The 23,382-nt window shown below is 68.9% G+C and carries 24 protein-coding genes; 9 read left to right on the plus strand and 15 right to left on the minus strand.

The window, feature by feature from the left end; all coding sequences use genetic code 11:
• Window positions 1-221: 221 nt before the first annotated feature.
• The gene (locus ACIDOF_RS11765; RefSeq protein WP_409005755.1) at window positions 222-1,001 is read right to left on the minus strand and encodes a GntR family transcriptional regulator; all 780 of its coding nucleotides are present in this window, start codon (window positions 999-1,001) and stop codon (window positions 222-224) included.
• A 30-nt stretch (window positions 1,002-1,031) separates the two neighbouring features.
• On the opposite strand from ACIDOF_RS11765, the gene ACIDOF_RS11770 reads away from it, so the two are divergent.
• From ACIDOF_RS11770 to ACIDOF_RS11780, 3 genes are all read left to right on the plus strand, one after another.
• Window positions 1,032-1,484 carry an NUDIX hydrolase gene (locus ACIDOF_RS11770; RefSeq protein WP_409005756.1) on the plus strand — a complete coding sequence of 151 codons (453 nt, stop codon included), beginning with the start codon at window positions 1,032-1,034 and terminating at the stop codon, window positions 1,482-1,484.
• 573 nt (window positions 1,485-2,057) lie between these two features.
• The gene (locus ACIDOF_RS11775) at window positions 2,058-3,353 is read left to right on the plus strand and encodes an AAA family ATPase (RefSeq protein WP_409005757.1); all 1,296 of its coding nucleotides are present in this window, start codon (window positions 2,058-2,060) and stop codon (window positions 3,351-3,353) included.
• Window positions 3,354-3,412: 59 nt separating this feature from the next.
• Complete coding sequence (locus ACIDOF_RS11780; RefSeq protein ID WP_409005758.1) at window positions 3,413-3,988, plus strand: RloB family protein; 576 nt, start codon at window positions 3,413-3,415, stop codon at window positions 3,986-3,988.
• Between the two features lie 277 nt (window positions 3,989-4,265).
• Here the strand turns inward: ACIDOF_RS11780 and ACIDOF_RS11785 are convergent, their stop codons facing one another.
• The 4 genes from ACIDOF_RS11785 to ACIDOF_RS11800 all read right to left on the minus strand — a co-directional run bounded on the left by ACIDOF_RS11785 (window position 4,266) and on the right by ACIDOF_RS11800 (window position 6,339).
• The gene (locus ACIDOF_RS11785) at window positions 4,266-4,574 is read right to left on the minus strand and encodes a hypothetical protein (RefSeq protein WP_409005759.1); all 309 of its coding nucleotides are present in this window, start codon (window positions 4,572-4,574) and stop codon (window positions 4,266-4,268) included.
• Window positions 4,571-5,299, minus strand: a complete 729-nt coding sequence (locus ACIDOF_RS11790) for a GntR family transcriptional regulator (protein WP_409005760.1) — start codon at window positions 5,297-5,299, stop codon at window positions 4,571-4,573. The genes ACIDOF_RS11785 and ACIDOF_RS11790 overlap by 4 nt, the downstream gene beginning before the upstream one ends.
• A gap of 8 nt (window positions 5,300-5,307) precedes the next feature.
• On the minus strand, window positions 5,308-5,532 hold the full coding sequence (locus tag ACIDOF_RS11795) for a hypothetical protein (protein WP_409005761.1): 225 nt from the start codon (window positions 5,530-5,532) through the stop codon (window positions 5,308-5,310).
• A 510-nt stretch (window positions 5,533-6,042) separates the two neighbouring features.
• Window positions 6,043-6,339, minus strand: a complete 297-nt coding sequence (locus tag ACIDOF_RS11800) for a hypothetical protein (RefSeq protein ID WP_409006081.1) — start codon at window positions 6,337-6,339, stop codon at window positions 6,043-6,045.
• A 72-nt stretch (window positions 6,340-6,411) separates the two neighbouring features.
• On the opposite strand from ACIDOF_RS11800, the gene ACIDOF_RS11805 reads away from it, so the two are divergent.
• Complete coding sequence (locus ACIDOF_RS11805; protein WP_409005762.1) at window positions 6,412-7,167, plus strand: GntR family transcriptional regulator; 756 nt, start codon at window positions 6,412-6,414, stop codon at window positions 7,165-7,167.
• 39 nt (window positions 7,168-7,206) lie between these two features.
• On the plus strand, window positions 7,207-7,395 hold the full coding sequence (locus ACIDOF_RS11810; protein WP_409005763.1) for a hypothetical protein: 189 nt from the start codon (window positions 7,207-7,209) through the stop codon (window positions 7,393-7,395).
• Window positions 7,396-7,707: 312 nt separating this feature from the next.
• On the opposite strand, the gene ACIDOF_RS11815 is transcribed toward ACIDOF_RS11810, so the two are convergent.
• A complete protein-coding gene (locus tag ACIDOF_RS11815; RefSeq protein WP_409005764.1) occupies window positions 7,708-8,703 on the minus strand; it encodes a LysR family transcriptional regulator in 996 nt (331 codons plus the stop codon).
• A gap of 70 nt (window positions 8,704-8,773) precedes the next feature.
• Between ACIDOF_RS11815 and ACIDOF_RS11820 the strand changes: the two genes are divergently transcribed.
• Entirely contained in the window at window positions 8,774-9,688 is a 915-nt protein-coding gene (locus ACIDOF_RS11820) for a 4-hydroxy-tetrahydrodipicolinate synthase family protein (protein ID WP_409005765.1), read from the plus strand.
• 30 nt (window positions 9,689-9,718) lie between these two features.
• Here the strand turns inward: ACIDOF_RS11820 and ACIDOF_RS11825 are convergent, their stop codons facing one another.
• Window positions 9,719-9,910, minus strand: a complete 192-nt coding sequence (locus ACIDOF_RS11825; protein ID WP_409005766.1) for a hypothetical protein — start codon at window positions 9,908-9,910, stop codon at window positions 9,719-9,721.
• A gap of 866 nt (window positions 9,911-10,776) precedes the next feature.
• Here ACIDOF_RS11825 and ACIDOF_RS11830 point away from each other — a divergent pair.
• Entirely contained in the window at window positions 10,777-11,502 is a 726-nt protein-coding gene (locus ACIDOF_RS11830; protein WP_409005767.1) for a YeeE/YedE family protein, read from the plus strand.
• Entirely contained in the window at window positions 11,502-11,918 is a 417-nt protein-coding gene (locus ACIDOF_RS11835; protein ID WP_409005768.1) for a YeeE/YedE thiosulfate transporter family protein, read from the plus strand. The genes ACIDOF_RS11830 and ACIDOF_RS11835 overlap by 1 nt, the downstream gene beginning before the upstream one ends.
• A 350-nt stretch (window positions 11,919-12,268) precedes the next feature.
• Here ACIDOF_RS11835 and ACIDOF_RS11840 read toward each other — a convergent pair whose 3' ends face one another.
• The 8 genes from ACIDOF_RS11840 to ACIDOF_RS11875 all read right to left on the minus strand — a co-directional run bounded on the left by ACIDOF_RS11840 (window position 12,269) and on the right by ACIDOF_RS11875 (window position 21,721).
• Window positions 12,269-13,450: an acyltransferase family protein gene (locus ACIDOF_RS11840; RefSeq protein ID WP_409005769.1), complete on the minus strand. Its 1,182-nt coding sequence runs from the start codon at window positions 13,448-13,450 to the stop codon at window positions 12,269-12,271.
• Between the two features lie 150 nt (window positions 13,451-13,600).
• Complete coding sequence (locus tag ACIDOF_RS11845) at window positions 13,601-16,165, minus strand: ATP-binding protein (RefSeq protein ID WP_409005770.1); 2,565 nt, start codon at window positions 16,163-16,165, stop codon at window positions 13,601-13,603.
• A 65-nt stretch (window positions 16,166-16,230) separates the two neighbouring features.
• Window positions 16,231-16,941, minus strand: a complete 711-nt coding sequence (locus tag ACIDOF_RS11850) for a response regulator (RefSeq protein WP_409005771.1) — start codon at window positions 16,939-16,941, stop codon at window positions 16,231-16,233.
• Window positions 16,938-17,564, minus strand: coding sequence for a potassium-transporting ATPase subunit KdpC (kdpC, locus tag ACIDOF_RS11855; protein ID WP_409005772.1), 627 nt, complete (start codon window positions 17,562-17,564; stop codon window positions 16,938-16,940). The genes ACIDOF_RS11850 and kdpC overlap by 4 nt, the downstream gene beginning before the upstream one ends.
• A 5-nt stretch (window positions 17,565-17,569) precedes the next feature.
• The gene (gene kdpB / locus ACIDOF_RS11860) at window positions 17,570-19,753 is read right to left on the minus strand and encodes a potassium-transporting ATPase subunit KdpB (protein ID WP_409005773.1); all 2,184 of its coding nucleotides are present in this window, start codon (window positions 19,751-19,753) and stop codon (window positions 17,570-17,572) included.
• Window positions 19,750-21,414 carry a potassium-transporting ATPase subunit KdpA gene (kdpA, locus tag ACIDOF_RS11865; protein ID WP_409005774.1) on the minus strand — a complete coding sequence of 555 codons (1,665 nt, stop codon included), beginning with the start codon at window positions 21,412-21,414 and terminating at the stop codon, window positions 19,750-19,752. Before kdpA ends, kdpB begins: the two co-directional genes overlap by 4 nt.
• Window positions 21,415-21,422: 8 nt before the next feature.
• Window positions 21,423-21,512: a K(+)-transporting ATPase subunit F gene (gene kdpF, locus ACIDOF_RS11870; RefSeq protein ID WP_409005775.1), complete on the minus strand. Its 90-nt coding sequence runs from the start codon at window positions 21,510-21,512 to the stop codon at window positions 21,423-21,425.
• A complete protein-coding gene (locus tag ACIDOF_RS11875) occupies window positions 21,509-21,721 on the minus strand; it encodes a hypothetical protein (RefSeq protein ID WP_409005776.1) in 213 nt (70 codons plus the stop codon). The genes kdpF and ACIDOF_RS11875 overlap by 4 nt, the downstream gene beginning before the upstream one ends.
• Window positions 21,722-21,945: 224 nt before the next feature.
• Here ACIDOF_RS11875 and ACIDOF_RS11880 point away from each other — a divergent pair, with 224 nt between their 5' ends.
• Window positions 21,946-23,382: an MDR family MFS transporter gene (locus ACIDOF_RS11880; RefSeq protein WP_409005777.1), complete on the plus strand. Its 1,437-nt coding sequence runs from the start codon at window positions 21,946-21,948 to the stop codon at window positions 23,380-23,382.

The raw sequence follows: 23,382 nt of genomic DNA on the forward strand, positions 1-23,382 counted from the left end.
GCCGACGCGGGCGGTGCCTGGACACTGCTCAAAGACCGGTGGCCGCACGGGCTGGATCCAGACGGCGCCCCCACACCACCCTGGCACTAAGCATGACCATTCGCCCGCACTCGGTGTGCAGGCGACGTTCCTCCCGGTACCTCGCACGTGGCAGGGTCCATAATCACCGGACGTCGGAAGCTCCCGCACACTCGCCATCTGAAACAACGTCTAACTCCGCGTCAGTCCTCGGCAGGAATCCTGTACTCGAAAACGAACTGGTCAGCCGCCATGAGCGTGTCGCAGACCTCGACCACGACTCCGGCCGTCGTACGGGCTTCCCGGACCAGGTGCACCACGGGCGCACTCGGGTTGAGCGCCAGCTCGGAGGCTTCCGACTTGGAGGCCGGCCGAGCCTGCAGCGTCTCGACGAACTCCGCGAACTCATGCCCGTGGTCTTCGAGTCGGGCGTAGATGCCACCGCCACCGGGGTTCTCGGCGAACAGCTCCGGGATGTCCTTCACGACGTCCCACGGGAGGTACGAGGAGGCCGTCTCGACCGGAGTGCCGTTGCGGAAGTAGAGCCGCCGGCGGGCCAACACCTGAGCACCCGCAGGGACACCCAGTCGCTCCGCGACATCCGCGGGGGCCTCCATGGGCCCGATGTAGAGGACGCTCACCTTGGCGGTGGCACCGGACTGTGCGGACTCCGCGAGGTACGCGGCCTTGCCGCCCTGGCGGTGCGAGCGCCGGAAACGGTCGGAGGAGCGGTGCCGTACCGGCGGCCGGTTCTTCACGATCGAACCCTTGCCGTGCCGAGTCTCGACAAGCCCACTCGCCCGCACCTCGGTCATGGCCCGCCGGACCGTACCGCCGGACACGCCATAGCGCTCCACCAGCACCGATTCACTCGGCACCATCTGGCCCGGCTCGATCACACCCGCCCGGATCTGCTGCACGATCTCGTTCGCGATGCGCACGTACTCAGGCTCGGACTTGCCCCCGGCCACCGAAGTTCCCATAGTCCTTCCCTGCCTCCTATGCTCCTGTAGATGAGTCAAGCACAGGACCCCACCTCACCACCCCTGCACTCCGTATCCGTAGCGGGGGCAGTGGTACGGGAGGACGGACGGCTCCTGGCGATCCGCCGGGCCGACAACGGCAACTGGGAACTCCCCGGCGGCGTACTCGAACTCAACGAGACCCCGGAGGCCGGCGCGGCCCGCGAAGTCCTGGAGGAGACAGGCATCCAGGTCGAGGTCGACGAACTCACCGGCGTCTACAAGAACACCGCCCGAGGCATCGTCGCCCTGGTCTTCCGCTGTAAGCCCTCCGGCGGCACCGAGCGCACCTCCGACGAGTCAACAGCCGTCGCCTGGCTCACGCCTGACGAGATCACCGCCCGTATGCCCGAGGTCTACGCGGCCAGACTCCTGGACGCCCTGGACGACAACGGCCCCCACGTACGAAGCCACGACGGCAAGCAGTTCGTCACTGCGGGATAAGACTTTCCCTACTTCATCAAGGCCCGCGCACGGCGCGGGCGCGCGCCGCCTGTGCGGCGCGGCCTGCCTCCTGTCTCCGCCCCGGCTGGCCGCGCCCGTCGGCGCGCTCGGCGGCTGCGGGCATGAGGTGGGGAGAAACCCTCTGTGGCTGGGGCGGCCGGCTCCACGGCTTTAGGCAGCCACTTTGGGGCGAGCCTCGAAGATCTTGGCCCCAACGTCGTGCTTTAACGGGCAGGTCCACAGACTGCCCGACGCGCCGGAAGCTTACGGGGCCAAGACCACTCGCCCCAAAGCAGCTCCAGCCCAAAGCCGCTCCGCCGGCCTCTCGTGCCACAAGACCTGGGCACGACGCTCACGACACCCGGCCCAACACCACGCCCCGCACCTTGCGCGACTCAACGCCCCTCAGGGCGAGCGCCGCGCCGAGACCACCAGGCACTCAGCATGAACGGTCATCCTGGTCGTCTCTGTCGGGTTTCAATCACCTCAAGATGTTGCATCAGGGTGCCTCACAGAGCAATTCTTGTCCTGAGGAGCGCCCAGATGACAAGCCGCCCCATGCTAGGAGTCACCATGTTGCTGCGCTTCACAGTCGCCAACTACGCATCGTTCCGCGACGAGGCGGAACTGACACTCATTGCCGAGAAGCCCCACGAGGGACTCGCGGTTCGTCAGGTCCCACGGTTCCCTCAGTGGGTCCTGCCGACAGCCGGCATCTTTGGTCCGAATGCCGCCGGAAAGAGCAACTTGATCCATGCTCTTTCCTTCATGCGAAGCTCCGTCATCAACTCACATCAACGCTGGCGGCCGCGAGCCGACATCGCACGCCGCCCATTCCTCCTGGACCCCGATAAGGCGAACGAGCCTAGCAAATTCACCATTGAGTTTGTTGCAGAGGACGTCCGGTACGAATACGGCTTCACTTGCAACTCGAAAGAGTTCCTGAGCGAGTGGCTGTATTCGTACCCGGAGGGGCGCCCACGCAAGATCTACGATCGACAACCTGGCTCTCCTATCAGCTTCGGCCCCACCCTGCACGGCCAGAAAGTCCAAGTGGAGCGAATGTTGCGGCCTAACAGCCTATTCCTTTCGGCCGCTGCTGCAAATAATCACAAGCAGCTACTTCCTGTCTTCGACTGGTTTTCCGATAACCTGCGAATCGCCTGGGAAAGCAACTTCGAACCACGCCTGAGGGAAACGCGCCACTACCTCGAAAAGCACGAATCTAAGGCAATTCTCGCATTGCTTAAGTACGCAGACCTAGGAGTTTCGAATGTCTCATTCTCCGACGTAAAACTCCCACCCGAGCAGGCCGCAAAGATTGCTGAACTTATCCAGCAATTGGACTCAGAAGTGACTGACGTCAACCCAGACGAAATCTCGGCCGGTATGGACGTCGAGCTTTCCCACGTGATCGAGGGAAACGAGTTCAAATTGCCCCTAGAGCTCGAGTCCAGCGGCACGCGAAGCTGGCTTGGCATCGTAGGCCCAATCATTTCCACACTTATGCATGGCTGCGTTCTCGTCATCGACGAGTTGGACGCCCGGCTTCACCACAATCTATCTGCCCAGCTCGTTAGGCTGTTCCAAGATCCACGGACCAACCCACACGGGGCCCAGCTACTGTTCAACACTCACGACGCGGCCTTGCTTGGACCAGACGCTGTAGCGACATTGCGGCGTGACCAAGTCTGGCTAACCGAGAAGATTGAAGGCGCTACATCTATTTACCCACTGACGGACTATAAGGTTCGCTCGATTGAAAACGTAGAAAAGCGCTACCTCGGGGGAAGATACGGTGGACTCCCCTTCTTCGATGAAGAACTTCTAGAGGTCGTGATCTCAGAAGTTGTGGCGGTGGAGTCATGAGTCGACAGGGGAGATCGCTAACCCGGAGATCCAACGCCAGGCCGGCCAAGAAGAAGGTTTTGGTTTTCTTTGAGGGGGAAGTTACAGAGCGCTTATACATTAATGGCCTCAGGAAGATCCTGCGTAGACACCCAATCCAAATTGAGCCCGGAAGTAAGAACGGCGAGCCGTTGGGTCTGGTGCGGAGCGCAATAAAGCGGGCAGATGAAATGCGCGCCGGAGATGCCTACGATGCCATCTGGTGCCTGTTCGACGTCGAAACCCCTCCACACGGAAGTTTAAGCTCCGCCCTTTCTCTCGCCGCAAAGAATGGGATCAAATGCGCAGTTTCTAATCCATGCTTCGAGCTGTGGCTAATACTGCACCTGCTTAACCATAATCGCGAAGTCACAACTAGCGGTATGGTTAAACTCGCAGACAAGGAGATCGCCTCCTACAAAGAAAAGGGCTTCGAATTCGATGCCCTCAAGGAAGGAATCGGTCAGGCGATCAGTAGGGCAGCAGATTTGGATAGCCGTTTTGCCCCAGATGCCCCCATTCAAGGCAAGAACCCATCGACCTCCATGTGGAAATTCATGACGACGGTCGAAGAGTTTGCCGGGATTAAATTTGACAGTCTACTTCCGCGTGAATAGACGACTGCATCGCAGTGGTAGCCATGCGTCAGAGGCCACTCAGGCTTGGTGGGAGGAGCTCGCTGAGCGCCCAACCGCCTGGCAACCGTGGACGTCAGCAGACCATGAGCGCAGGTGCCAGGCACAGCAACTCAAAGGCGGCGGGCATCCAAGTTGCTTCGGAACGAAGCGGTTCCCGGGTTGACTGAGGCCACAAACAACACCAGAAGCCCACGGCATCTGAACATCTCAGATGCCGTGGGCTTCGTCGCGTCGTGCAGGTCAGCACGCACGCGGGTCAGTAGGCCGACTCGCGCGGTTCGCTGAGCGCCAGGAGGTGGCCGCGGCTGGTGGCGACGCGGAGGACATCTCGCAAAGCGCCGGTCAGGTCCTTTGACAGGTACCGCAGCTCCTCGATGGCCGTTTCCTGGTCGTTGAGGGTTTCGGTTGCCCGGTCCAATAGATCCTCTGCTGCGGCGAGTTGGACCACTTCCACGTTGTCCGCCAGGCGGGACATGTAGCCGTCCCTGTCGTCGGTGCTCAAGTAGCAGGGCTTGCCCTCCGGGCCCGACCAGGGGAGGAGACGCAGTTCGTTCGGCGGTGTCATGCTCGGGCCTGCCTCTCGTCGGTCATGGGGTGCGTGGTGAAGACGGCGTCGATGCGGTCTCCAGGGAAGGTCAGGAGCGCAGCTTCGACGATGCGGCCGGTGGAGTCAGTGGCGATGCGGGTAATGGAGAGGACGACCGATGCGGCGGCTAGCCGGAGGGCCGAGGCTTCGTCGGTCTTTGGTGGGCGAGCACACACCGTCTCTCGGACAGCAGTCTGCAGCGGGCAGAGCTGAGCGAATCTCGCAGCCGCCTGTCGGGAGGCAGAGTCGTCGAGCAGTCCAGCCGGGGCCAGGTCGCGCGGCAGGTAGATGCGCGCCAGGCCGTGCAGCGACTCCCCCTCGTAGCTGAGGCAGGTGAACTCTGCGAGGGGGCTGCCCACTGACACCTTCATCAGGGTCGCTAAGTGTGCTGGGGCCTGAACCGTGTTGCTGCTAACGGTGACGCGCAATGCCGGCTCGGCTGCCGTCCACGGGTCCAGGATTCCCCAGCCGCCGACGTACATGGTCTTGCGGAGCGGGCGGCGGACGAAGTTGCCCTTGCCATGGATCTTCTCGACGAGGCCTTCGCCCTGGAGTACGGCGAGGGCGTGCCGCAAGGTCAAGGTGCTGACCTTGTATCGGTCGGCCAGGTCGGCTTCGGACGGCAGGCGTTCGCTGGGCTGGATGCGGCCGCTGGTGATCTGTTGCCGTAGATCGTCGGCGATGGTGTGGCGGCGTGAGCGCATGAGGCCAGTCACCGCCTTCCCAGCATGCGCACGGCGACGAGCCGAGTACGCGCATGTATGGTCAACAACTCGCCTGGCTCGAAGATCAGTTGCTTCGCTCCCTGGGGGAGCTGGAAGAGGTATCTCACGCGGTAGGCGTGGCCACCGAGTTGGATGACGTCGCCGCGTTGGACAGTGGCTGCGTTGATCTCGATGTTGGAGACCAGTGCACCTGCGGGGGCTTGGAAGCTCACCGCGTCACCTCCATGAGCGCGGGCAGGTCGCCAGCCGCATGGCAACGGCAGCGCACGCTTCGCTAATCAACGGGATACCGGCGGGTGCCGGAGCCGGGTCGGACTCAGCGCAGGCGGAGTGCGTACCGATCCTGCATGCGGCCGAGCGATACGAAGCGGGAGAGGTGTCCGCAATCCTCGACTGTCGACGCGACGCCATCAGCGGCCTCCCACCAGAGCCGACCGGGCATCCGCCGGCAGGTGAGGGGCGACGAACACCGAAAGCGTCCGGACCCGCCTTTCACGCGCCAGCACGTACGGACGGACGAGTGCAACGTCCTCCCCAGCGAGCAGAGAGCAATGAGGCGTCGGGCGGGCGGGGGTGCCAGCACCCGTCCGTGGAGCGGGAGAAGAGGCCGGAGGGCAGGAGGGCGTTAACGGACGAGGTCGCCGGTGCCTGTCCATAGAGGAATTCCGCACCCTGGCAAGGGACAGGGCACGGCGGATACGGTTGAACACGCTGTTCAGCTCCTATCGCTGACGGCTCGGTCCCCCGACATCGCCCGTCGAGGGGACCGTTTTGCGTACGACCGCCCAGAGGGTGCGGCCGTTCAAGCTGGCGGCGAGAAGCCCGAACCGATCGGCCTCGGCCACCACGTCCAGGGCCTCCCGCCATAACTCGGCGGAGAGTTCACCGGGCACCTCCGCTTCCACCGATGTGTGCCTTGGGTGCTCCTCCACTCGTACGGGGAGACCGAGGGCGGACAGCCGGGCAGCGATGGACCCCGCGCTCACTCCCGAACCACTCCCGAACTGGGCACAGGGCAGCCTCCGTTGCTCGGCAATCACGTTCAGTGAAGCCAGTTAACTAGATTAGAGCTAGTGAACTAGATTTTCCATATGCCTGAGCAGCCGCCCTATCTCCGCATCGCCGACGAACTGCGGCGGCGCATCGCGGACCACGAGTGGGAACCCGGCGACCGCCTGCCCTCCCGCGCCCAGATCGGCCAGGAGTGCGGCGTGGGCGAGAACGTGGTGCGCAGGGCCCAGGAGTTGCTGATCTCCCAAGGCGTACTTGAGGGCCGTGCCGGTTCAGGTACGTACGTCACCGAACCCCGGCAACGCGTACGGGTGGTCCGGTCGTCCGCTCGCGAGCAGCCCGAAGGGTCACCGTTCCGCGCCGACATGAAGGCCGTCGGCAGACAGGGCGACTGGGAGAGCAGGACCGACGCCAAGGTGCCGGCCCCCGCAGACATCGCGGCACGGCTCGGGATCTCCGAGGGCGATCTGTGCGTACGGACCACGTACGAGTTCCTGGCGGACGCCAAACCCGTTCAGTTGTCGACGAGTTGGGAGCCGTACGACCTCACCGCCGGCACTCTCGTCGTACTCCCCGAGGGTGGGCCGCACGCCGGGGCCGGCGTCGTGAACCGTATGGCCGCCATCGGGGTCACCGTCAGCCACGCCGTCGAGCAGCCGGAGCCCCGGCAGGCGACCGCCGAGGAGGCATCACTGCTCGGCATCCAGAAGGCCGCACTCGTCACGCACATCCGGCGGACGTACTACAGCAACGACGGGCGGCCAGTCGAGACGGCGGACATCGTGGTGCCCGCCAGCCGCTGCGAGATCGTGTACGAGATTCCGATCAACCGTTAGCGTCCGCTGAGGGATATCGCCGACGGGGGGGGAGGACAGTTGAGCAAGCGGCGCTACGTCGCCCGAGGGGTACCCGGCGGGTACCGGATCTGGGACAACAAGGCCCGACGTTGGTGGGGCGACCTTTACGAACTCTGCCCTGACGATCTGCTCGCAGAGCTGAACAGCGGCGCGAGCCCCGAGAAGCTCACCGCCCTCATGAAGCGCTACCGCGCGCTCAAGCGATAGCCCCGCGTTCCTGCCCGACCCGTGCCCGATGCGTGCCCGGTCCGTCGGGTAACCCCGGGGAACGGCAGCAAAACAGCAACCGCCACTGACTCACCCCGAGCAGCCATAGCCGCAGGTCAGAGGAATAACCCCCCGAGATCACCCCGCGATTCCCAAGCTCAGAGCGCGGGTTCGATTCCCGTCACCCGCTCCACAGCTAAGCCCCAGGTCAGCGACCTGGGGCTTCTTTGTTGTCCGGGGCGTTGGAGGTGTTGTTCTGCTCTTCTGCCTTGCTGGGCGCGGGAGTTGGGCGGGTTCGGCGGGCTAGATCGCTCAGGGTGCGTGGGGGGCTGTTGCGGCGATCGCTGTTCGTGCCGCTGTCACGAAGGCCGCGATGGCCGGGTGGGCGCCGCCGCCCGCGCGGAAGGCGACCTTCGAGCGGCGGTACAGGGGCAGCGGGGTCAGGACCACGTGCTCGGGGGCGTGGGCGGTGGCCATCTCCGGTACGAATCCGGCGCCTTGGCCGATGGCGGCCAGCGCCAGGACCGTACGGAAGTCGTTGACCTGGTGGCGGATGCGCGGCTGGAATCCGGCCGCCTGACAGGCCCGTACCGCCATCGCGTGGCCGGTCGTGCCGTCGCGGGCCGTGATCCAGGGAGCCGTGGCCCACGGTCCGAGGAGGTCCGCGAGTGTGCCGTCTCGGGCGGTGAGGTCCTCGGCGGAATCGGTGTCGGGGCCGGTGTCGGTGTCGGGGTCGGTGTCGGGTGCCGGTTCCGGTGCGGTGGCCGTGGCCGTGGCCGTGGCCGTGGCCAAGTACATCGGCTCCTCCAGCAGCGGCACCTGGTCGACCGTGGTGTCCGGGGAGGCGGGCACGAAGTCGTAGTCGTGGACGAGGGCCACGTCGAGTTCGCCGGCGCGGAGGCCGTCGGAGACCCGGGCCGAGTCGATCTCCTGCACCATCGGCTCCAGCGCGGGGTGCTGCCGGGCCAGTTCGGCCAGCGTGGCGGGGACGATCGCCGGGCCGCCGGAGGGGAACGTACCGATGCGCAGCGGGCCGCCGATGCCCTCGCGTGCCCCGGCCAGTTCGGAGACGGCCAGTTCGAGGCGTTCGAGCACGGCGTCGGCGTGGGTGACGAGGGTGCGTCCCGCGGGGGTCAGTGCGACCCGTCTGCCGCTTCGTTCCAGCAGGGGTACGCCCGCCTCGCGCTCAAGGACGCTCAGCTGCTGGGAGACGGCCGAGGCGGTGTAGGCCAGTGCCTCGGCGACGGCGGCGATGGTGCCGCGCCGGTCCAGTTCGCGCAGCAGGCGGAGACGGCGAAGATCGAGCATAAGGTCAGCTTACGTATGAGCGAAGAAACATGAACTGGTTCTACCGGGTTCTGTCGGTCACGCTGGACGCATGAAGCCCGAAGCGAACCTGACCGGCCTGTTCGTCCCTTTGGTGACCCCGTTCACCGACGATCTGCGCCTCGCCCCGGACGCGCTCGCCCGCCTCGCCGAAGAGGCGCTGTCGACCGGGGGCGCCCGCGGCCTCGTCGCCCTGGGCACCACCGCGGAGGCGGCCACGCTGACCGACGAGGAGAAGCGGACCGTGGTCCGTGTCTGCGCGGCGGCCTGCCGGGCGCACGGAGCGCCGCTGATCGTCGGCGTCGGTACGAACGACACCGCGGCGGCGATCACGGCACTGCGGGAGCTCGCGGAGCGCGGCGACGTCGCCGCAGCGCTGGTGCCCGCGCCGCCGTACACCCGGCCCGGCGAAGCGGGGACGCTGGCGCACTTCACGGCGCTCGCCGAGCACGGGGGCCTGCCGCTGGTCGTCTACGACATCCCGTACCGCACCGGTCAGCCGCTCGGCGTCGGCTCGATGCGTGCGCTCAGCCGGCTGCCGCAGGTCGTCGGGGTCAAGTACGCGACCGGCGCGATCGACGCGGCGACCGTGGAACTGCTCGGCTCGCCCTCCCCGGACTTCGCGGTGCTCGGCGGTGACGACGCCGTCATCTCCCCGCTGCTCGCGGCGGGCGCCCACGGCGGCATCCTCGCGTCGGCCAACGTGCGCACCGCCGACTACGCCGAGCTCATCTCGCTGTGGCGGCGCGACGCCGCCGGGCCGGCCCGCAGGCTGGGCGCCGAGCTGGCCCGGATGTCCGCCGCCCTCTTCGCCGAGCCCAACCCGACTGTGATCAAGGGGGTGTTGCACGCCCAGGGCCGTATCCCGAGCCCTGCCGTGCGGCTTCCTCTGCTGGCCGCCTCCGCCGGATCGGTGCGGCGCGCGGTGGCGCTGGCCGCGGGCGAGGGGCAGGAGTTGGCGGCTTGAGAGTGCCTCGCGGCTCCTCGTCCTCGACGGTCAGGCGGGGCTCTTGATCCACGCCACGAGCCGGGCCCACTTGCCGTCCTTCGGCCCGCCTGCCGCCACGGGCTCGCGCGCGGACTCTCGTACCGGCCCGGGCTGGGCTGCCTCTCGCTGGGCTGCCGCTCGCCGGGCCGGCTCGCAGGTGCACCGCTGCGCGGCCGGTACGTCGGCGAGCACTTGCTCCACGTGCCTCCCGCAGCCCTCATAGGTCGCCTTACGGCATGACTGGCAGACAACGCGTCGGCACATGGGACTCCGGACTCCTTCATTCATCAGGGCACATCAGCGCACATCAGCGCGCCCTTGTTAACGCCCAGTAATATCAACAATTTCGTCACAAGCGAATTCACGCCTCCACCCGCAAATGGCCGCTGCGCGCACACGAACTCCACGAAAAACACACGTCTTTCGGCAGGAGCCGTGGCCATATGGACGTGCCCGCCCGATATTGCGGGTTGTGGCGTCCTCGGCGATGTCCCGCGGTTGTGGCCGCTTCCTGAATTGCCTGCGTTACCGAACAGTGGTTCCATCACGCCCGGCCGAGGCGGGGAACCCCCTGCCCCGAGCCGTGACAGGCCATCACCGCGCCCTCGACATCCTCGACTTGGGCGCGGAAGGCAAGAGAGAAACGGCGACCGCCAGCATGGAACGGGGGGTGTGCGCCGGTCAGAAGGGAGCAACGTGAGTTGCTCGCACTCCGCAGGATGCCCCCTCTTCCCTTTGCTCAGGGCGAGTCTGCAAGGGTGGCGCGACTACTACTGCGACAGCGAGGACCGATGGCTCGACTGCGCGCGGTACAAGGTGTCGCTCACCGGTGAACGGGTGCCGATCAGTCTGCTCCCCAACGGAGCGAGCGCTCGGTACCTCGAAGAGACGGGTACGGGTACGACGGGTACGGGCGCGGCCACGGGTACGCACTCAGGCACCGGCACGGGACCGGGCGTAGCCGCGGGCCGGCCCGGCGCCGCCGGCCGCCCGGAGCGTGCGGGGCGGAACTCCCAGCCGAAGCGCGGCTGGTGGGCTCGGCTCACCGCATGGATGGGAGGCCCCGCATGAGCGGCTATTGGCCTTGGTGGGCCGGCGCCGTCGGGCTCGCGCTGATCACCGTCTACTACGCCCTCACCACGGACCGGTCGTTCGGGGTGTCGTCGGCGTGGGACCGCGTGCTGCACTGGCGCAGGGAACGCCGACTGGAGCGGATGGACGAGGAGTTCACCGACGACCAGGCCCTCGCCGACGCCCTGGCCGCGGCGACGGCGGAGCAGTTCGGAAAGGCTGAACAGTTCGGGAACGCGGACCAGTTCGGAAAGGCTGAACAGTTCGGGACCGCCGAGCAGTTCGGAACCGCTGAACCGCACGGCAGCGCGGGGCAGTTCGGGACCGCCGAGCAGTTCGACGCCCACTCCCCTGCCCCGGCCGCGGCCGAGAACTCCCCGGTGACGAGCCAGAATCCGGCTCCGCTGGTCACGCAGGCCGCTCTGCTCGTGTCGATCTTCCTCGGCGGTCTGATCGCCGCGATCACCTCCGGGCAGTTCGAGCTTCGCCTCGACATGGGCCCGGGGTTCCGGGACGTGGTCACCGCGAACCCGGTCACCATGGTCGTCCTGCTGTTCGTCGGGGGCGTCCTGGTCGGCTTCGGCACGCGGCTGGCCGGTGGGTGCAGTTCCGGTCACGGGCTCAACGGCTGCGGTCGGCTGCGGCCGGTCAGCCTGGTCGCGACCGCCGTGTTCTTCGGTACCGCCGTCGCGGTGTCGTTCCTTCTGTGGAAGGTGATCTGATGCGTACGCGTGGTGCGATTCTCGTCGCCAACGTCGTCACGGGGCTGGCTCTCGGCTACACCGTCTCCCGTATCGGCTTCGGTGACTACGCCGAGCTGAACCGTATGTTCACGTTCCAGGACCTGCGGATGTTCTTCACCTTCGCGGGCGCCGTCGGGCTCATCATCTGCGCGTTCGCCCTGTTGCGGGTACGCCGGACGCCGGGGCGGATCCACGCGGGCGTGGTGCCCGGCGCGGTGCTGTTCGGCACCGGGTGGGCGATCTCCGGCGGGTGCCCGGCCATCCCGATCATCCAGGTCGCCGGGGGATACGTGCCCGCGCTGGTCACGATCCTCGGCGTCGTCGTCGGCATCCGGCTGTGCCGCTGGGCCAACGGCCGCTACTTCCACCTGGATCGCGGCTCCTGCGGCCTGTAGCGCCTCGGGACGACGGAGGCCCGGCGGACGGCACGTCCGCCGGGCCTCTTCGCGTCACGGCCCGGCGGCCGGGCAGGGCCCGATGTCCGCAGGGCGACTTGCTCCCGGCGCGGGCGACGGGGGATGCACCCGCGCCGGGAGAAGGATCCGCACGCACGGGGGGAACATGCGGATCGGGGAGGCCGATGATCAGTCGGCCCACCTACGACTGCGTCACGGACGCGCTCGGTGTCACAGGTGAGGGCGATCTCGGGGCAACTCCCCCAAGAGAGGCGGGAGTTGTCCGAGCCGGGGTCTTGAACGGCGAAACCCGCCCGGGAAGCGGGCGGGTTTCGGGGGTGCGGCGAGGGTCAGCGCTTGGCCCTGCGGTCCAGAGTGTCTGCCTGGCGTTTGAAGGCCCATTCCATTTTGGGCTCCATGGACCAGCGGAACATGCGTTGGACCGGTGGGGTGCAGAGGGCGGTGATGAGTGCGCCGGCGAAGACGGTGATCGCGACGGCGCCCAGCGGGGTGTGGACCCAGTCGACCTCGTACCAGTCCCAGAAGCGGGAGCCCTTGGCGAGGAAGCCATGGAGGAGGTAGCCGTAGAGGGTGCCGGCGCCGAGGGCCGTGACCCACATGTGGCGGCCCGGGACCCAGGCGAAGAAGCAGGCGACCAGGATCAGGGAGCAGGCGAACATGCCGAGGGTCATCGGCAGGCCGACCCAGCCGGGGACGCCGAGTTCCTGGGCGCTGTCGCGGCGGTAGAACCAGGCGGCGTTCATGCGGGGGGCCGCCCAGTACGCGAAGACCAGGGCCGCGGCGAAGACCGGTACGGCGATGATGCGGGCCTCGCGGCGTCGGACCAGGCGGAAGTGCTCCGGCTTCAGGCACAGGCCGAGGACGAAGAACGGCAGGAACTGCAGGACGCGTTGGAGGTCCAGGTCGTCGCCGATGTCGGGGGAGACGGAGGCCAGCACGGCGATGGCGAGGGCCAGCGGGATCGGCCAGCGGACCAGTTTCCACAGCGGGGTCGTCAGGCGCCAGATGAACAGGGCGCCCAGGAACCACACCAGGTACCAGGGGTCGAGCAGGCTGATCGGGTGGGTGGGGTCGTCGTCGGCCCAGCGCTTGAACAGCGAGTACGCGAACTCGAAGATCACGTACGGCACGGCGACGCCCGTGACCAGGCGCTTCAGGCGGCCCGGGCTGGCGTCGAAGCTGCGCGAGAAGTAGCCGGAGATGATGATGAACGCCGGCATGTGGAAGGTGTACACGGCGATGTAGAGCGCCGCGGCCGCGCGGCTGTCGGCGCGCAGCGGCTCCCAGGCGTGGCCCATCGCGACGAGCACGATCGCCATGTACTTCGCGTTGTCGAAGAACGCGTCCCGCTGCTTTCCGCCCTTGGCCCCCGTGGACCCCTTCTCCGTCTTCTGCGCCGGAGGAGCTGCGGCCGTGGCTCTTCGCAGCGTCAGCGTCTCGCTCTCCGGTGCGGTCCGGGCCGGCGGCAGCGGGGCCGAGGTCCGGTGGAGTGTGCGCAGCGTTTCACTCATGGGGCCTCCTGGAGGCAACCCGGAGCAGAGATCCTGCGTCTTGCTTGATTTGGGGGATGGAGTCAGCGCGAGACATCCCCGGCACCATAGTCAGCGGCGCCAACTCCCGTACATCCCACGTGCGTGTGGGGTTTGACACGCATGTAGAAGTTACGTAAACGCCCCGGAGTGTCCCCCCTCCGGGCGGGCGGTCGCGCGGAGCGTGAGGACCATCGTCAGGCCGCCGCCCGGGGTGTCCTCCGCGACGAGCGTGCCGCCCATCGACTCCGTGAAGCCCCGGGCGACGGCGAGGCCGAGGCCGACGCCCGCGCCGCGCGGAGCGTCGCCGTACCGCTGGAACGGGGCGAAGACGCGGTCCTTCGCCTCGTCGGGGATGCCGGGGCCGCGGTCGACGACGCGGAGTTCGACGCGGTCGGCGAGCGCGCTGGCGGATACGCGGACGGGCTCGCCCTCGGGGCTGTACTTGACGGCGTTCTCGACGACGTTGGCGACGGCCCGCTCCAGGAGGCCCTTGTCCGCCGAGACCATCGGGAGCGTCTCGGGGACGTCGAGCTCGACGCTGCCCTCGGGTACGCCGCCGAGCGCCATCGGCACCACCTCGTCGAGGTCGGTCTCGCGGATGATCGGGGTGACCGTGCCGGTCTGCAGGCGTGACATGTCGAGCAGGTTGCCGACGAGGTGGTCGAGCCGGTCCGTACCCTCCTCGATCCCTTCGAGCAGCTCGGCCCGGTCCTCGTCCGACCACTCCACGTCGTCGGAGCGCAGGGACGTGACGGACGCCTTGATGCCCGCGAGCGGGGTGCGCAGGTCGTGGCTGACGGCGGCGAGCAGCGCGGTACGGATCCGGTTGCCCTCGGCGAGCGCGCGGGCCCGGTCGGCCTCGTCCTGGAGGCGTTGCCGGTCGAGGACGACGGCGGCCTGGGCGGCGAACGCGGCGAGGACACGGCGGTCCTCGGCCGGGAGGACGCGGCCGGTCAGGGCGAGCGCGAGGTGGTCGCCGACGGGCACGTCCACGTCGGCGTCCTCGGGCCGCTCGACGGGCCCGGCCCGGCCCACGTCATCGGAACCCGCGTCCCCCGGCCCCGCCCGCCCCGCGCAGGTCCACGGCTCGTGGTCCCCGGCCCGCTCCAGGAGGGCGACGGAGTCCATGGCGAAGGTCTCCCGTACGCGTTCCAGGAGCGCGTCCAGGGTCGTCTCGCCGCGCAGAACGCTGCCCGCGAGGAACGAGAGGATCTCCGACTCGGCGCGCAGCCGGGCCGCCTGGTGGGTGCGGCGGGCCGCGAGGTCGACCACCGACGCGACCGCCACCGCGACGCCGACGAAGATCGCGATGGCGAGGATGTTGCGGCTGTCGGCGATCGTCCACAGGTGCAGCGGCGGCGTGAACCAGTAGTTGAGGAGCAGCGAGCCCACTGCCGCCGACGCCAGCGCGGGCCAGACGCCGCCGAGCAGGGCCGCGCCGACCGTCAGCGACAGGAACAGCAGCATGTCGTTGGGCAGGCCGAGGTCCGGGACGAGCGTCGTGAGCAGCAGCGTCAGCAGCACCGGCCCGCCCACGCCGACCAGCCAGCCGCCGGCGATCCGGGCACGGCCGAGCCGGGCGCCGCGCGCCACCGGGAGGCCCCGCCCGCGCCCCATCGCGTCATGCGTGACGAGGTGCACGTCCAGGTCGGGTCCCGACTCCCGCGCCACCGTCGCGCTCACGCCCGGCCCGAAGACGTACTGCCAGGGCTTGCGGCGCGAGACGCCGAGGACGATCTGGGTGGCGTTGGCGCCGCGCGCGAACTCCAGGAGCGCGGAGGACACGTCGTCGCCGATGACGTGGTGGAACGTGCCGCCGAGGTCCTCGACGAGGGTGCGCTGGACGGCGAGTTCCTTCGGGGACGCGGAGGTCAGTCCGTCGCTGCGGGCGATGTAGACCGCGAGCACCTCGCCGCCCGCGCCCTTCTCGGCGAGGCGGGCGGCCCGGCGGATCAGGGTGCGGCCCTCGGGTCCGCCGGTGAGGCCGACGACGATGCGTTCGCGCGAGCCCCAGATCTTCTGGACGCGGTGCTCGGAGCGGTACTCCTTCAGGTACTCGTCGACCCGGTCCGCGGTCCACAGGAGCGCCAACTCCCGCAGGGCGGTGAGGTTTCCGGGCCGGAAGTAGTTCGACAGGGCGGCGTCGATCTTCTCCGCCTTGTAGATGTTGCCGTGCGCCATGCGCCGCCGCAGCGCCTGCGGGGACATGTCGATGAGCTCGATCTGGTCGGCGCGGCGCACCACTTCGTCGGGGACGGTCTCCCGCTGCCGTACGCCGGTGATCGACTCGACGATGTCGCCGAGGGACTCCAGGTGCTGGATGTTGAGGTTCGATATGACGTCGATGCCGGCGGCGAGCAGCTCCTCGACGTCCTGCCAGCGCTTCACGTTCCGGGAGCCCGGCACGTTGGTGTGCGCGAGCTCGTCGACGAGGGCGACGGCCGGGCGCCGGGCGAGCACCGCGTCGACGTCCATCTCCGTGAACGTGCCGCCCCGGTGCGGGAGTTCGCGCCGCTCGACCTGTTCCAGGCCGTGCAGCATCACCTCGGTGCGCGGCCGCCCGTGGTGCTCCACGAAGGCGACCACGCAGTCCGTGCCGCGCTCCACCCGGCGGTGGGCCTCGCTCAGCATCGCGTACGTCTTGCCGACGCCGGGCGCCGCGCCCAGGTAGATCCGGAGCCTGCCGCGTCCCATGTCCTCGTCCTGTGCCCGTTCCTCGTACGGCTGTGTCCTGTGCCCGTTCCTCGTACGGCTGTGTCCTAGGCCCGTTCCTCGTACGGCTGCCCCTGCTGCTCGAAGCGGTAGCCCATGCCGGGCTCGGTGATCAGGTAGCGGGGGTGGGAGGGGTCTGCTTCCAGCTTGCGCCGCAGCTGCGCCATGTAGACGCGCAGATAGTTGCTCTTGTTGCCGTACGTGGGCCCCCAGACCTCGCGCAGCAGCTGTTTCTGCGAGACGAGGTGCCCGGGGTGGCTGATCAGGATCTCCAGGAGCTGCCACTCGGTGGGCGTGAGCCGGACGTCGCGCCCGTCCCGCCGGACCCGCTTGGCGACCAGGTCGACGGTGAAGTCCTCGGTGGCGACGAGGGTGACGCTGCTCGTGGGCCGCGCCGGTTCCGTACGGCGTACGGCGGCGCGGAGGCGGGCGAGGAGCTCGTCCATGCTGAACGGCTTGGTGATGTAGTCGTCGGCGCCGGCGTCCAGGGCCCGCACCTTCTCCTGCGAGGAGCTGCGGGCGGTGAGCACCAGCGCCGGCACCCGGGACCAGCCGCGCAGCCCGGCCAGGACGTCGATGCCGTCCATGTCGGGCAGGCCCAGGTCGAGCACGACGACGTCCGGCGGGCGGGCGGCGGCGAGCCGCAGTGCGCTGGCGCCGTCGGGGGCCGCGTCCACGGTGTACTTGCGCGCCTGCAGGTTGAGCACGAGGGCCCGGACGAGCTGCGGGTCGTCCTCCACCACCAGCACCCTCGTCATCGGCCCGCGGCCTCCTTCAGCGCCAGGTTCAGCTTGAGGACGTTGACGTGCGGCTCGCCCATGAACCCGGCGGTACGGCCCTCGGTGTGCGCGTCGACGAGCCGGCGCACCTCGGCCTCGGGGAGGCGGTTCTCGCGGGCGACGCGGGCGGTCTGGATCCGCGCGTACGCGGGCGAGATGTGCGGGTCGATCGCGGAGGCGGAGCCGGTGACGGCGTCCTTCGGGACCTCGGATTCCGGCACGCCGTTGAACTCGGCGACCTGCCGCTTCGCCGCGCCGACCGCCTTCGTCAACCGGGCGTCGGACGCGCCGAGTTGGCTCGATCCGGTGGCCAGCGGGTCGTAGCCGCTGTGGGAGGGGCGGGGCTGGAACCACCGGGGGTCGGGCTCGTCCGTGCCCTTCAGGTTCCAGGACTGGCCGATGAGCGCGGAGCCGACCTCACGGCCGTCGGCCCTCACCGGCGAGCCTGCGGCGTGGTCGGGGAACGCGGCTCGGGCGACGCCGGTCACCAGGAGCGGGTAGGCGACGCCGGTGACGGCGGTCAGGACGAGCAGCATCCGCAGCGCCGCCCACACCAGCCGGCCGGTGTGCTTCGCGGGAGTGTGCACGGGGGAGTTGGTCATGGCGGTCAGCCACCGATTCCGGGGACGAGGGAGAGGAGCAGGTCGATGAGCTTGATGCCGACGAACGGGGCGATCAGGCCGCCGAGGCCGTAGATCCCGAGGTTGCGGCGGAGCATCCGGTCGGCGCTCATCGGCCGGTAGCGCACGCCCTTCAGGGCCAGCGGCACGAGGGCCACGATGATCAGCGCGTTGAAGATGACGGCGGAGAGGATCGCCGACTCGGGCGAGGCGAGGCCCATGACGTTGAGCCTGTCGAGCGCGGGGTGGGCCGCCGTGAACATCGCCGGGATGATCGCGAAGTACTTGGCGACGTCGTTGGCGATGGAGAACGTCGTCAACGCGCCCCGGGTGATGAGGAGTTGCTTGCCGATCTCGACGATCTCGATGAGCTTCGTCGGGTCGGAGTCCAGGTCCACCATGTTCCCGGCCTCCTTCGCGGCGGAGGTGCCGGTGTTCATGGCCACGCCCACGTCGGCCTGCGCGAGGGCGGGCGCGTCGTTGGTGCCGTCGCCGGTCATCGCGACGAGCTTGCCGCCCGACTGCTCCCGCTTGATCAGCGCCATCTTGTCCTCGGGCGTGGCCTCGGCGAGGAAGTCGTCGACGCCCGCCTCCGCGGCGATGGCCCGCGCGGTCAGCGGGTTGTCACCGGTGATCATGACCGTACGGATGCCCATGCGGCGCAGCTCGTCGAACCGCTCGCGCATGCCGTCCTTGACGACGTCCTTGAGGTGGATCACACCGAGGACGCGGGCGCCGTCGGCGTCCTCCACGGCGACGAGCAGCGGGGTGCCGCCGGCCTCGGAGATCCCGTTCGCGATCCCGTCGGCGTCCTCGGCGACCTCTCCCCTGCGCTCCCGGACCCAGGCGACGACCGAACCGCTCGCGCCCTTGCGGACCTTGCGGCCGTCGACGTCCACGCCGGACATCCGGGTCTGCGCGGTGAACGGCACCCATTCGGCGCCGGTCAGCTCCCGTGCGGGGCAGCCCCGTTGCGGTCCGTCCTCGGTCGACTCCCGCTCGCGCAGCCCGAACTCCTCCTTCGCGAGGGCGACGACGGAGCGGCCCTCGGGCGTCTCGTCGGCGAGGGACGACAGCTGGGCGGCGTCGGCGAGTTCGGCGGCGGTGACACCCGCTACGGGCACGAACTCGGCGGCCCGCCGGTTGCCGTACGTGATGGTGCCGGTCTTGTCGAGCAGCAGCGTCGACACGTCGCCCGCGGCTTCGACCGCCCGGCCGGACATGGCGAGCACATTGCGCTGCACCAGGCGGTCCATGCCCGCGATGCCGATCGCGGAGAGGAGCGCGCCGATCGTCGTCGGGATCAGGCAGACGAGCAGCGCGGTGAGGACGATCAGGGAGGTCTGCGCGTCGGCGCCCGCGTAGATCGCGAACGGCTTGAGCGTGACGACGGCGAGCAGGAAGACGATCGTCAGGGACGCCAACAGGATGTTCAGGGCGATCTCGTTGGGCGTCTTCTGCCGGGCCGCGCCCTCCACCAGGTTGATCATGCGGTCGATGAACGTCTCGCCGGGCCGGGTCGTGATCCGGACGACGATCCGGTCCGACAGCACTTTCGTGCCGCCGGTGACGGCCGAGCGGTCGCCGCCGGACTCGCGGATGACCGGCGCCGACTCACCGGTGATCGCGGACTCGTCCACGGACGCGACGCCCTCGACCACGTCACCGTCGCCGGGGACGGTGTCGCCGGCCTCGCAGACGACCAGGTCGCCGACGGTCAGGTCGGTGCCGGACACCTGCTCCTCACCCCCGTCGGCGCCGAGGCGCCGGGCGACGCCGTCGGTCCTGGCCTTGCGGAGGGTGTCCGCCTGGGCCTTGCCGCGGCCCTCGGCGACGGCCTCCGCGAGGTTCGCGAAGAGCACGGTCAGCCACAGCCACGCGGTGATGACCCAGCCGAACCAGTCGCCGGGATCGCGCACCGCGAGGACCGTGGTGACGACCGAGCCGACCAACACCACGAACATCACGGGGGACTTGACCATCGCCCGCGGGTCCAGCTTCCGGAACGCCTCGGGCAGTGAGGTCAGCAGCTGCCTCGGCTCGAAGATTCCGCCGCCGACCCGGCCTCCGCCGCCCTCGTCCGGTTTCGGCCCGGTCGGCGGGTCCTGGTGCGGGGCGGGCGTGGTGGTGACGGACATCGCGTCCTGTTTCGTCGTGTCGGTGGTCGTCATGCCGCGAGCCCTTCCGCGAGCGGGCCCAGGGCGAGGGCGGGGAAGAACGTCAGGCCGGTGACGATCAGGATCGTGCCGACCAGCAGGCCGGTGAACAGCGGCTTCTCCGTACGCAAAGTGCCCGCCGTGACCGGCACGGGCCGCTGCTCGGCGAGGGACCCGGCGAGCGCGAGCACGAACACCATCGGCAGGAACCGGCCGAGGAGCATGCACAGCCCCAACGCCGTGTTGTGGTACGGGGTGTCGGCCGCGAACCCGGCGAACGCCGAGCCGTTGTTGTTGGACGCCGACGTGTACGCGTACAGCACCTCGGTGAAGCCGTGCGCGCCGGTGTTGGTCATCGACGACTGGCCCGTGCCGAGCGCCATCGCGAGGGCCGTGCCGGTGAGGACGAGGGCGGGGGTGACGAGGATGTAGCAGGCGGCCAGCTTGATCTCCCGCGCGCCCAGCTTCTTGCCGAGGTACTCGGGGGTGCGGCCCACCATCAGTCCGGCGATGAACACCGCGACGACCGCCATGATCAGCATGCCGTAGAGGCCGGAGCCGACACCGCCGGGCGCGATCTCGCCGAGCATCATGCCGAGCAGCAGCACCCCGCCGGACAGGCCGCCGTACGAGTCGTGGAAGGAGTTCACGGACCCCGTCGACGTCATCGTGGTGGACACCGCGAACAGCGACGAGGGGCCCTCGCCGAACCGCTGCTCCTTGCCCTCCATCGCGCCGCCCGCGAGCTGCGAGGCGGTGCCCGGGTGGGCGTACTCGAGCCAGGTGACGAGCACGACGCCGACGAACCAGACGGCCGCCATCGCGCCGACGACCGCGTGGCCCTGCCGGGCGGAGCCGACGAGCCTGCCGAAGGTGCGCGGCAGCGAGAACGGGATGACGAGCAGCAGGAACACCGTCAGGAGGTTGGAGAAGCCGTTCGGGTTCTCGAAGGGGTGCGCGGAGTTGGCGTTGTAGTAGCCGCCGCCGTTGGTGCCCAGGTTCTTGATCGCCTCCTGGGACGCCACGGCCCCGGGGCTGATCGCCTGCCGTTCGCCGGTGAGGGTGGTGACGTGCTGGACGTCGCCGAAGTTCTGCACGGCCCCGGCGGCGACGAGCAGCACGGCCGCGACGACGGACAGCGGCAGCAGGACGCGTACGGTGCCGCGCACCAAGTCGGCCCAGAAGTTGCCCAGTTCGGGCCCGCCGGAGCGGGCGAAGCCGCGGATCAGGGCCACCGCGACGGACAGGCCGACGGCCGCCGAGACGAAGTTCTGCACGGCGAGGCCACCGGTCTGGGTGACGTGGCTCATCGCCGACTCGCCCGCGTACGACTGCCAGTTGGTGTTGGCGACGAAGGACGCGGCCGTGTTGAACGCCTGGTCCGGGCTGATCGGGTCGAAGCCGAGGGACAGCGGCAGCCGGTCCTGCACGCGCTGCAGCAGGTACAGGAAGAGCACGCCCACGGCGGAGAAGGCGAGGACCGCGCGCAGATAGGCGGGCCAGCGCATCTGGGCGTCGGGGTTCGCGCCCACCGCGCGGTAGATCCACGTCTCCACGCGCAGGTGCTTGTCGGAGGTGTAGACGGCGGCCAGGTAGTCGCCGAGCGGACGGTGCACCAGGGCGAGCGCCGCTATGAGCGCGGTCACCAGGAGCACGTCGGCGAGGATCGGACTCATCGGGTCGCTCAGAACCTCTCCGGATCGACGAGGGCGAGGACGAGATAGCCGAGGAGGGCCACGGCGACGACGAGGCCGACGATGTTCTCGACGGTCACAGCTTCGCCACCCCCTTGGCGATGACGGCCACCAGCGCGAACACCGCGATCGTGGTGACGACGAAGGCCAGATCGGCCATCGCAGGCTCCTGAGTGAGGTCCGGGTCAACCGTTCGGGATGAACGGCCAGATCGAGAGAACACCCTGTTCAGGCCGGTGCGGCGGTCGTTGACGGCTCCCTGACGGCGCGGGGCCCGGCCTTGATGCATCCCTGATGAGGGCGGGCTCCGGCCTTGACGGTTCCCTGACGCGGCCCGGCGGTACGGCGGGGCGGGGTGACGTGGCCCGGCGGTACGGCGGGGTCGGCCCCGGTCGAAATTCGGAGGAGATCAGCTCGAAGTTTTGTAAGACTCGGGCGGACCGATGAGCTTTTCCAGGCGTACCGGTCTCTATCCGTGTCGACCAGGAACAAGCCCAGCGAGGTGCTGCTGCCATGACCACTGTCATCGAGGAACGACCGGCCGCGAAGGCAGGTCGCACGCCGGCGGTGGTGCGGCTGCTCGTGCTCGCCACGTTCGTGGTGATCCTCAACGAGACCATCATGATCAACGCGATCCCGCGTCTGATGGACTCCCTGCACATCACCGAGCAGTCCGCGCAGTGGGTCTCCACCGCGTTCATGCTGGCCATGGCCGCGGTCATCCCGGTCACCGGCTGGTTCCTGCAGCGGGTCACGACCCGTCAGGCGTACGCGATCGCGATGGGCGTCTTCCTCGTGGGCACCGCCCTGTCGGCCGTCGCCCCGTCCTTCGAGGTGCTGCTCGTCGGCCGGATCGTGCAGGCCGCGGGCACGGCCGTGATGATGCCGCTGCTCATGACCACGCTGATGATCGTCGTGCCGGAGCAGGACCGCGGCCGCGTGATGGGCAACGTCACGCTGGCGATCTCGGTGGCGCCCGCGCTCGGGCCCGCCGTGTCCGGGCTCATCCTGCAGGCGGGCTCGTGGCGGCTGCTGTTCGTGGTCGTCCTGCCGATCGCCGGCCTGGTCACGCTGTTCGGGCTGCGCAAGATGGAGAACATCGGCGAGCCCGCGGCCGGTTCGATCGACTGGCCGAGCGTCGCCGTCGCCACGCTCGGCTTCGGCGGACTCGTCTACGGCCTGAGCCTGTTCGGCGAGGGCCACGGCTCGGTCGGCGCGGGCATCGGAGTCGTCGGCGCGGGCGCGGCGGCGATCGCGGTGTTCGTCTTCCGCCAGCTGCGGCTGCAGCGCACCGGCACCCCGCTGATGGACCTGCGCACCCTCAAGCACGGCACGTTCACGCTGTCCCTGGTCCTGATGTCCATCGGGTTCCTGGCGATGCTCGGCGCGATGATCCTGCTGCCGCTGTACCTGCAGAACCTGCGCGGGCTCAGCCCCCTGGAGACCGGCCTGCTCGTCATGCCCGGCGGGCTGATCATGGGCCTGCTCGGCCCGACCATCGGCAAGGCCTTCGACCGGTTCGGCAGCCGCCCGCTCATCGTGCCCGGCTCGATCGGCATGGTGGTCTCGCTCGGCGCGTTCACGCAGGTCTCGGCGACGATGCCGTTCTGGGTGGTGCTCGGGCTGCACGCCCTGCTGATGGTCAGCCTGGCGGCGACGTTCACGCCGTGCTTCACGCTCGGCATGGGCGGGCTCCCGGCGCACCTGTACTCGCACGGCAGCTCCATGCTCGGCACGCTCCAGCAGGTCGCGGCCGCGTTCGGCACGGCGCTGGTGGTCACGGTGATGTCGTCCCGTACGACGGCCCTGCTCGCCGAGGGCAGCTCGCCCGCGCAGGCCCAGATGGGCGGCATGCGCCTCGCCTTCGTCGTGGTGGCGGCTCTGTCGGTGGTCACGGTGGCGGTGGCCCTGCGGCTCCCCAACCGGGCGGGAAGCCCCTCCGACGATTGA

Source organism: Streptomyces sp. Da 82-17 (assembly GCF_046098215.1).
GTDB lineage: Bacteria > Actinomycetota > Actinomycetes > Streptomycetales > Streptomycetaceae > Streptomyces.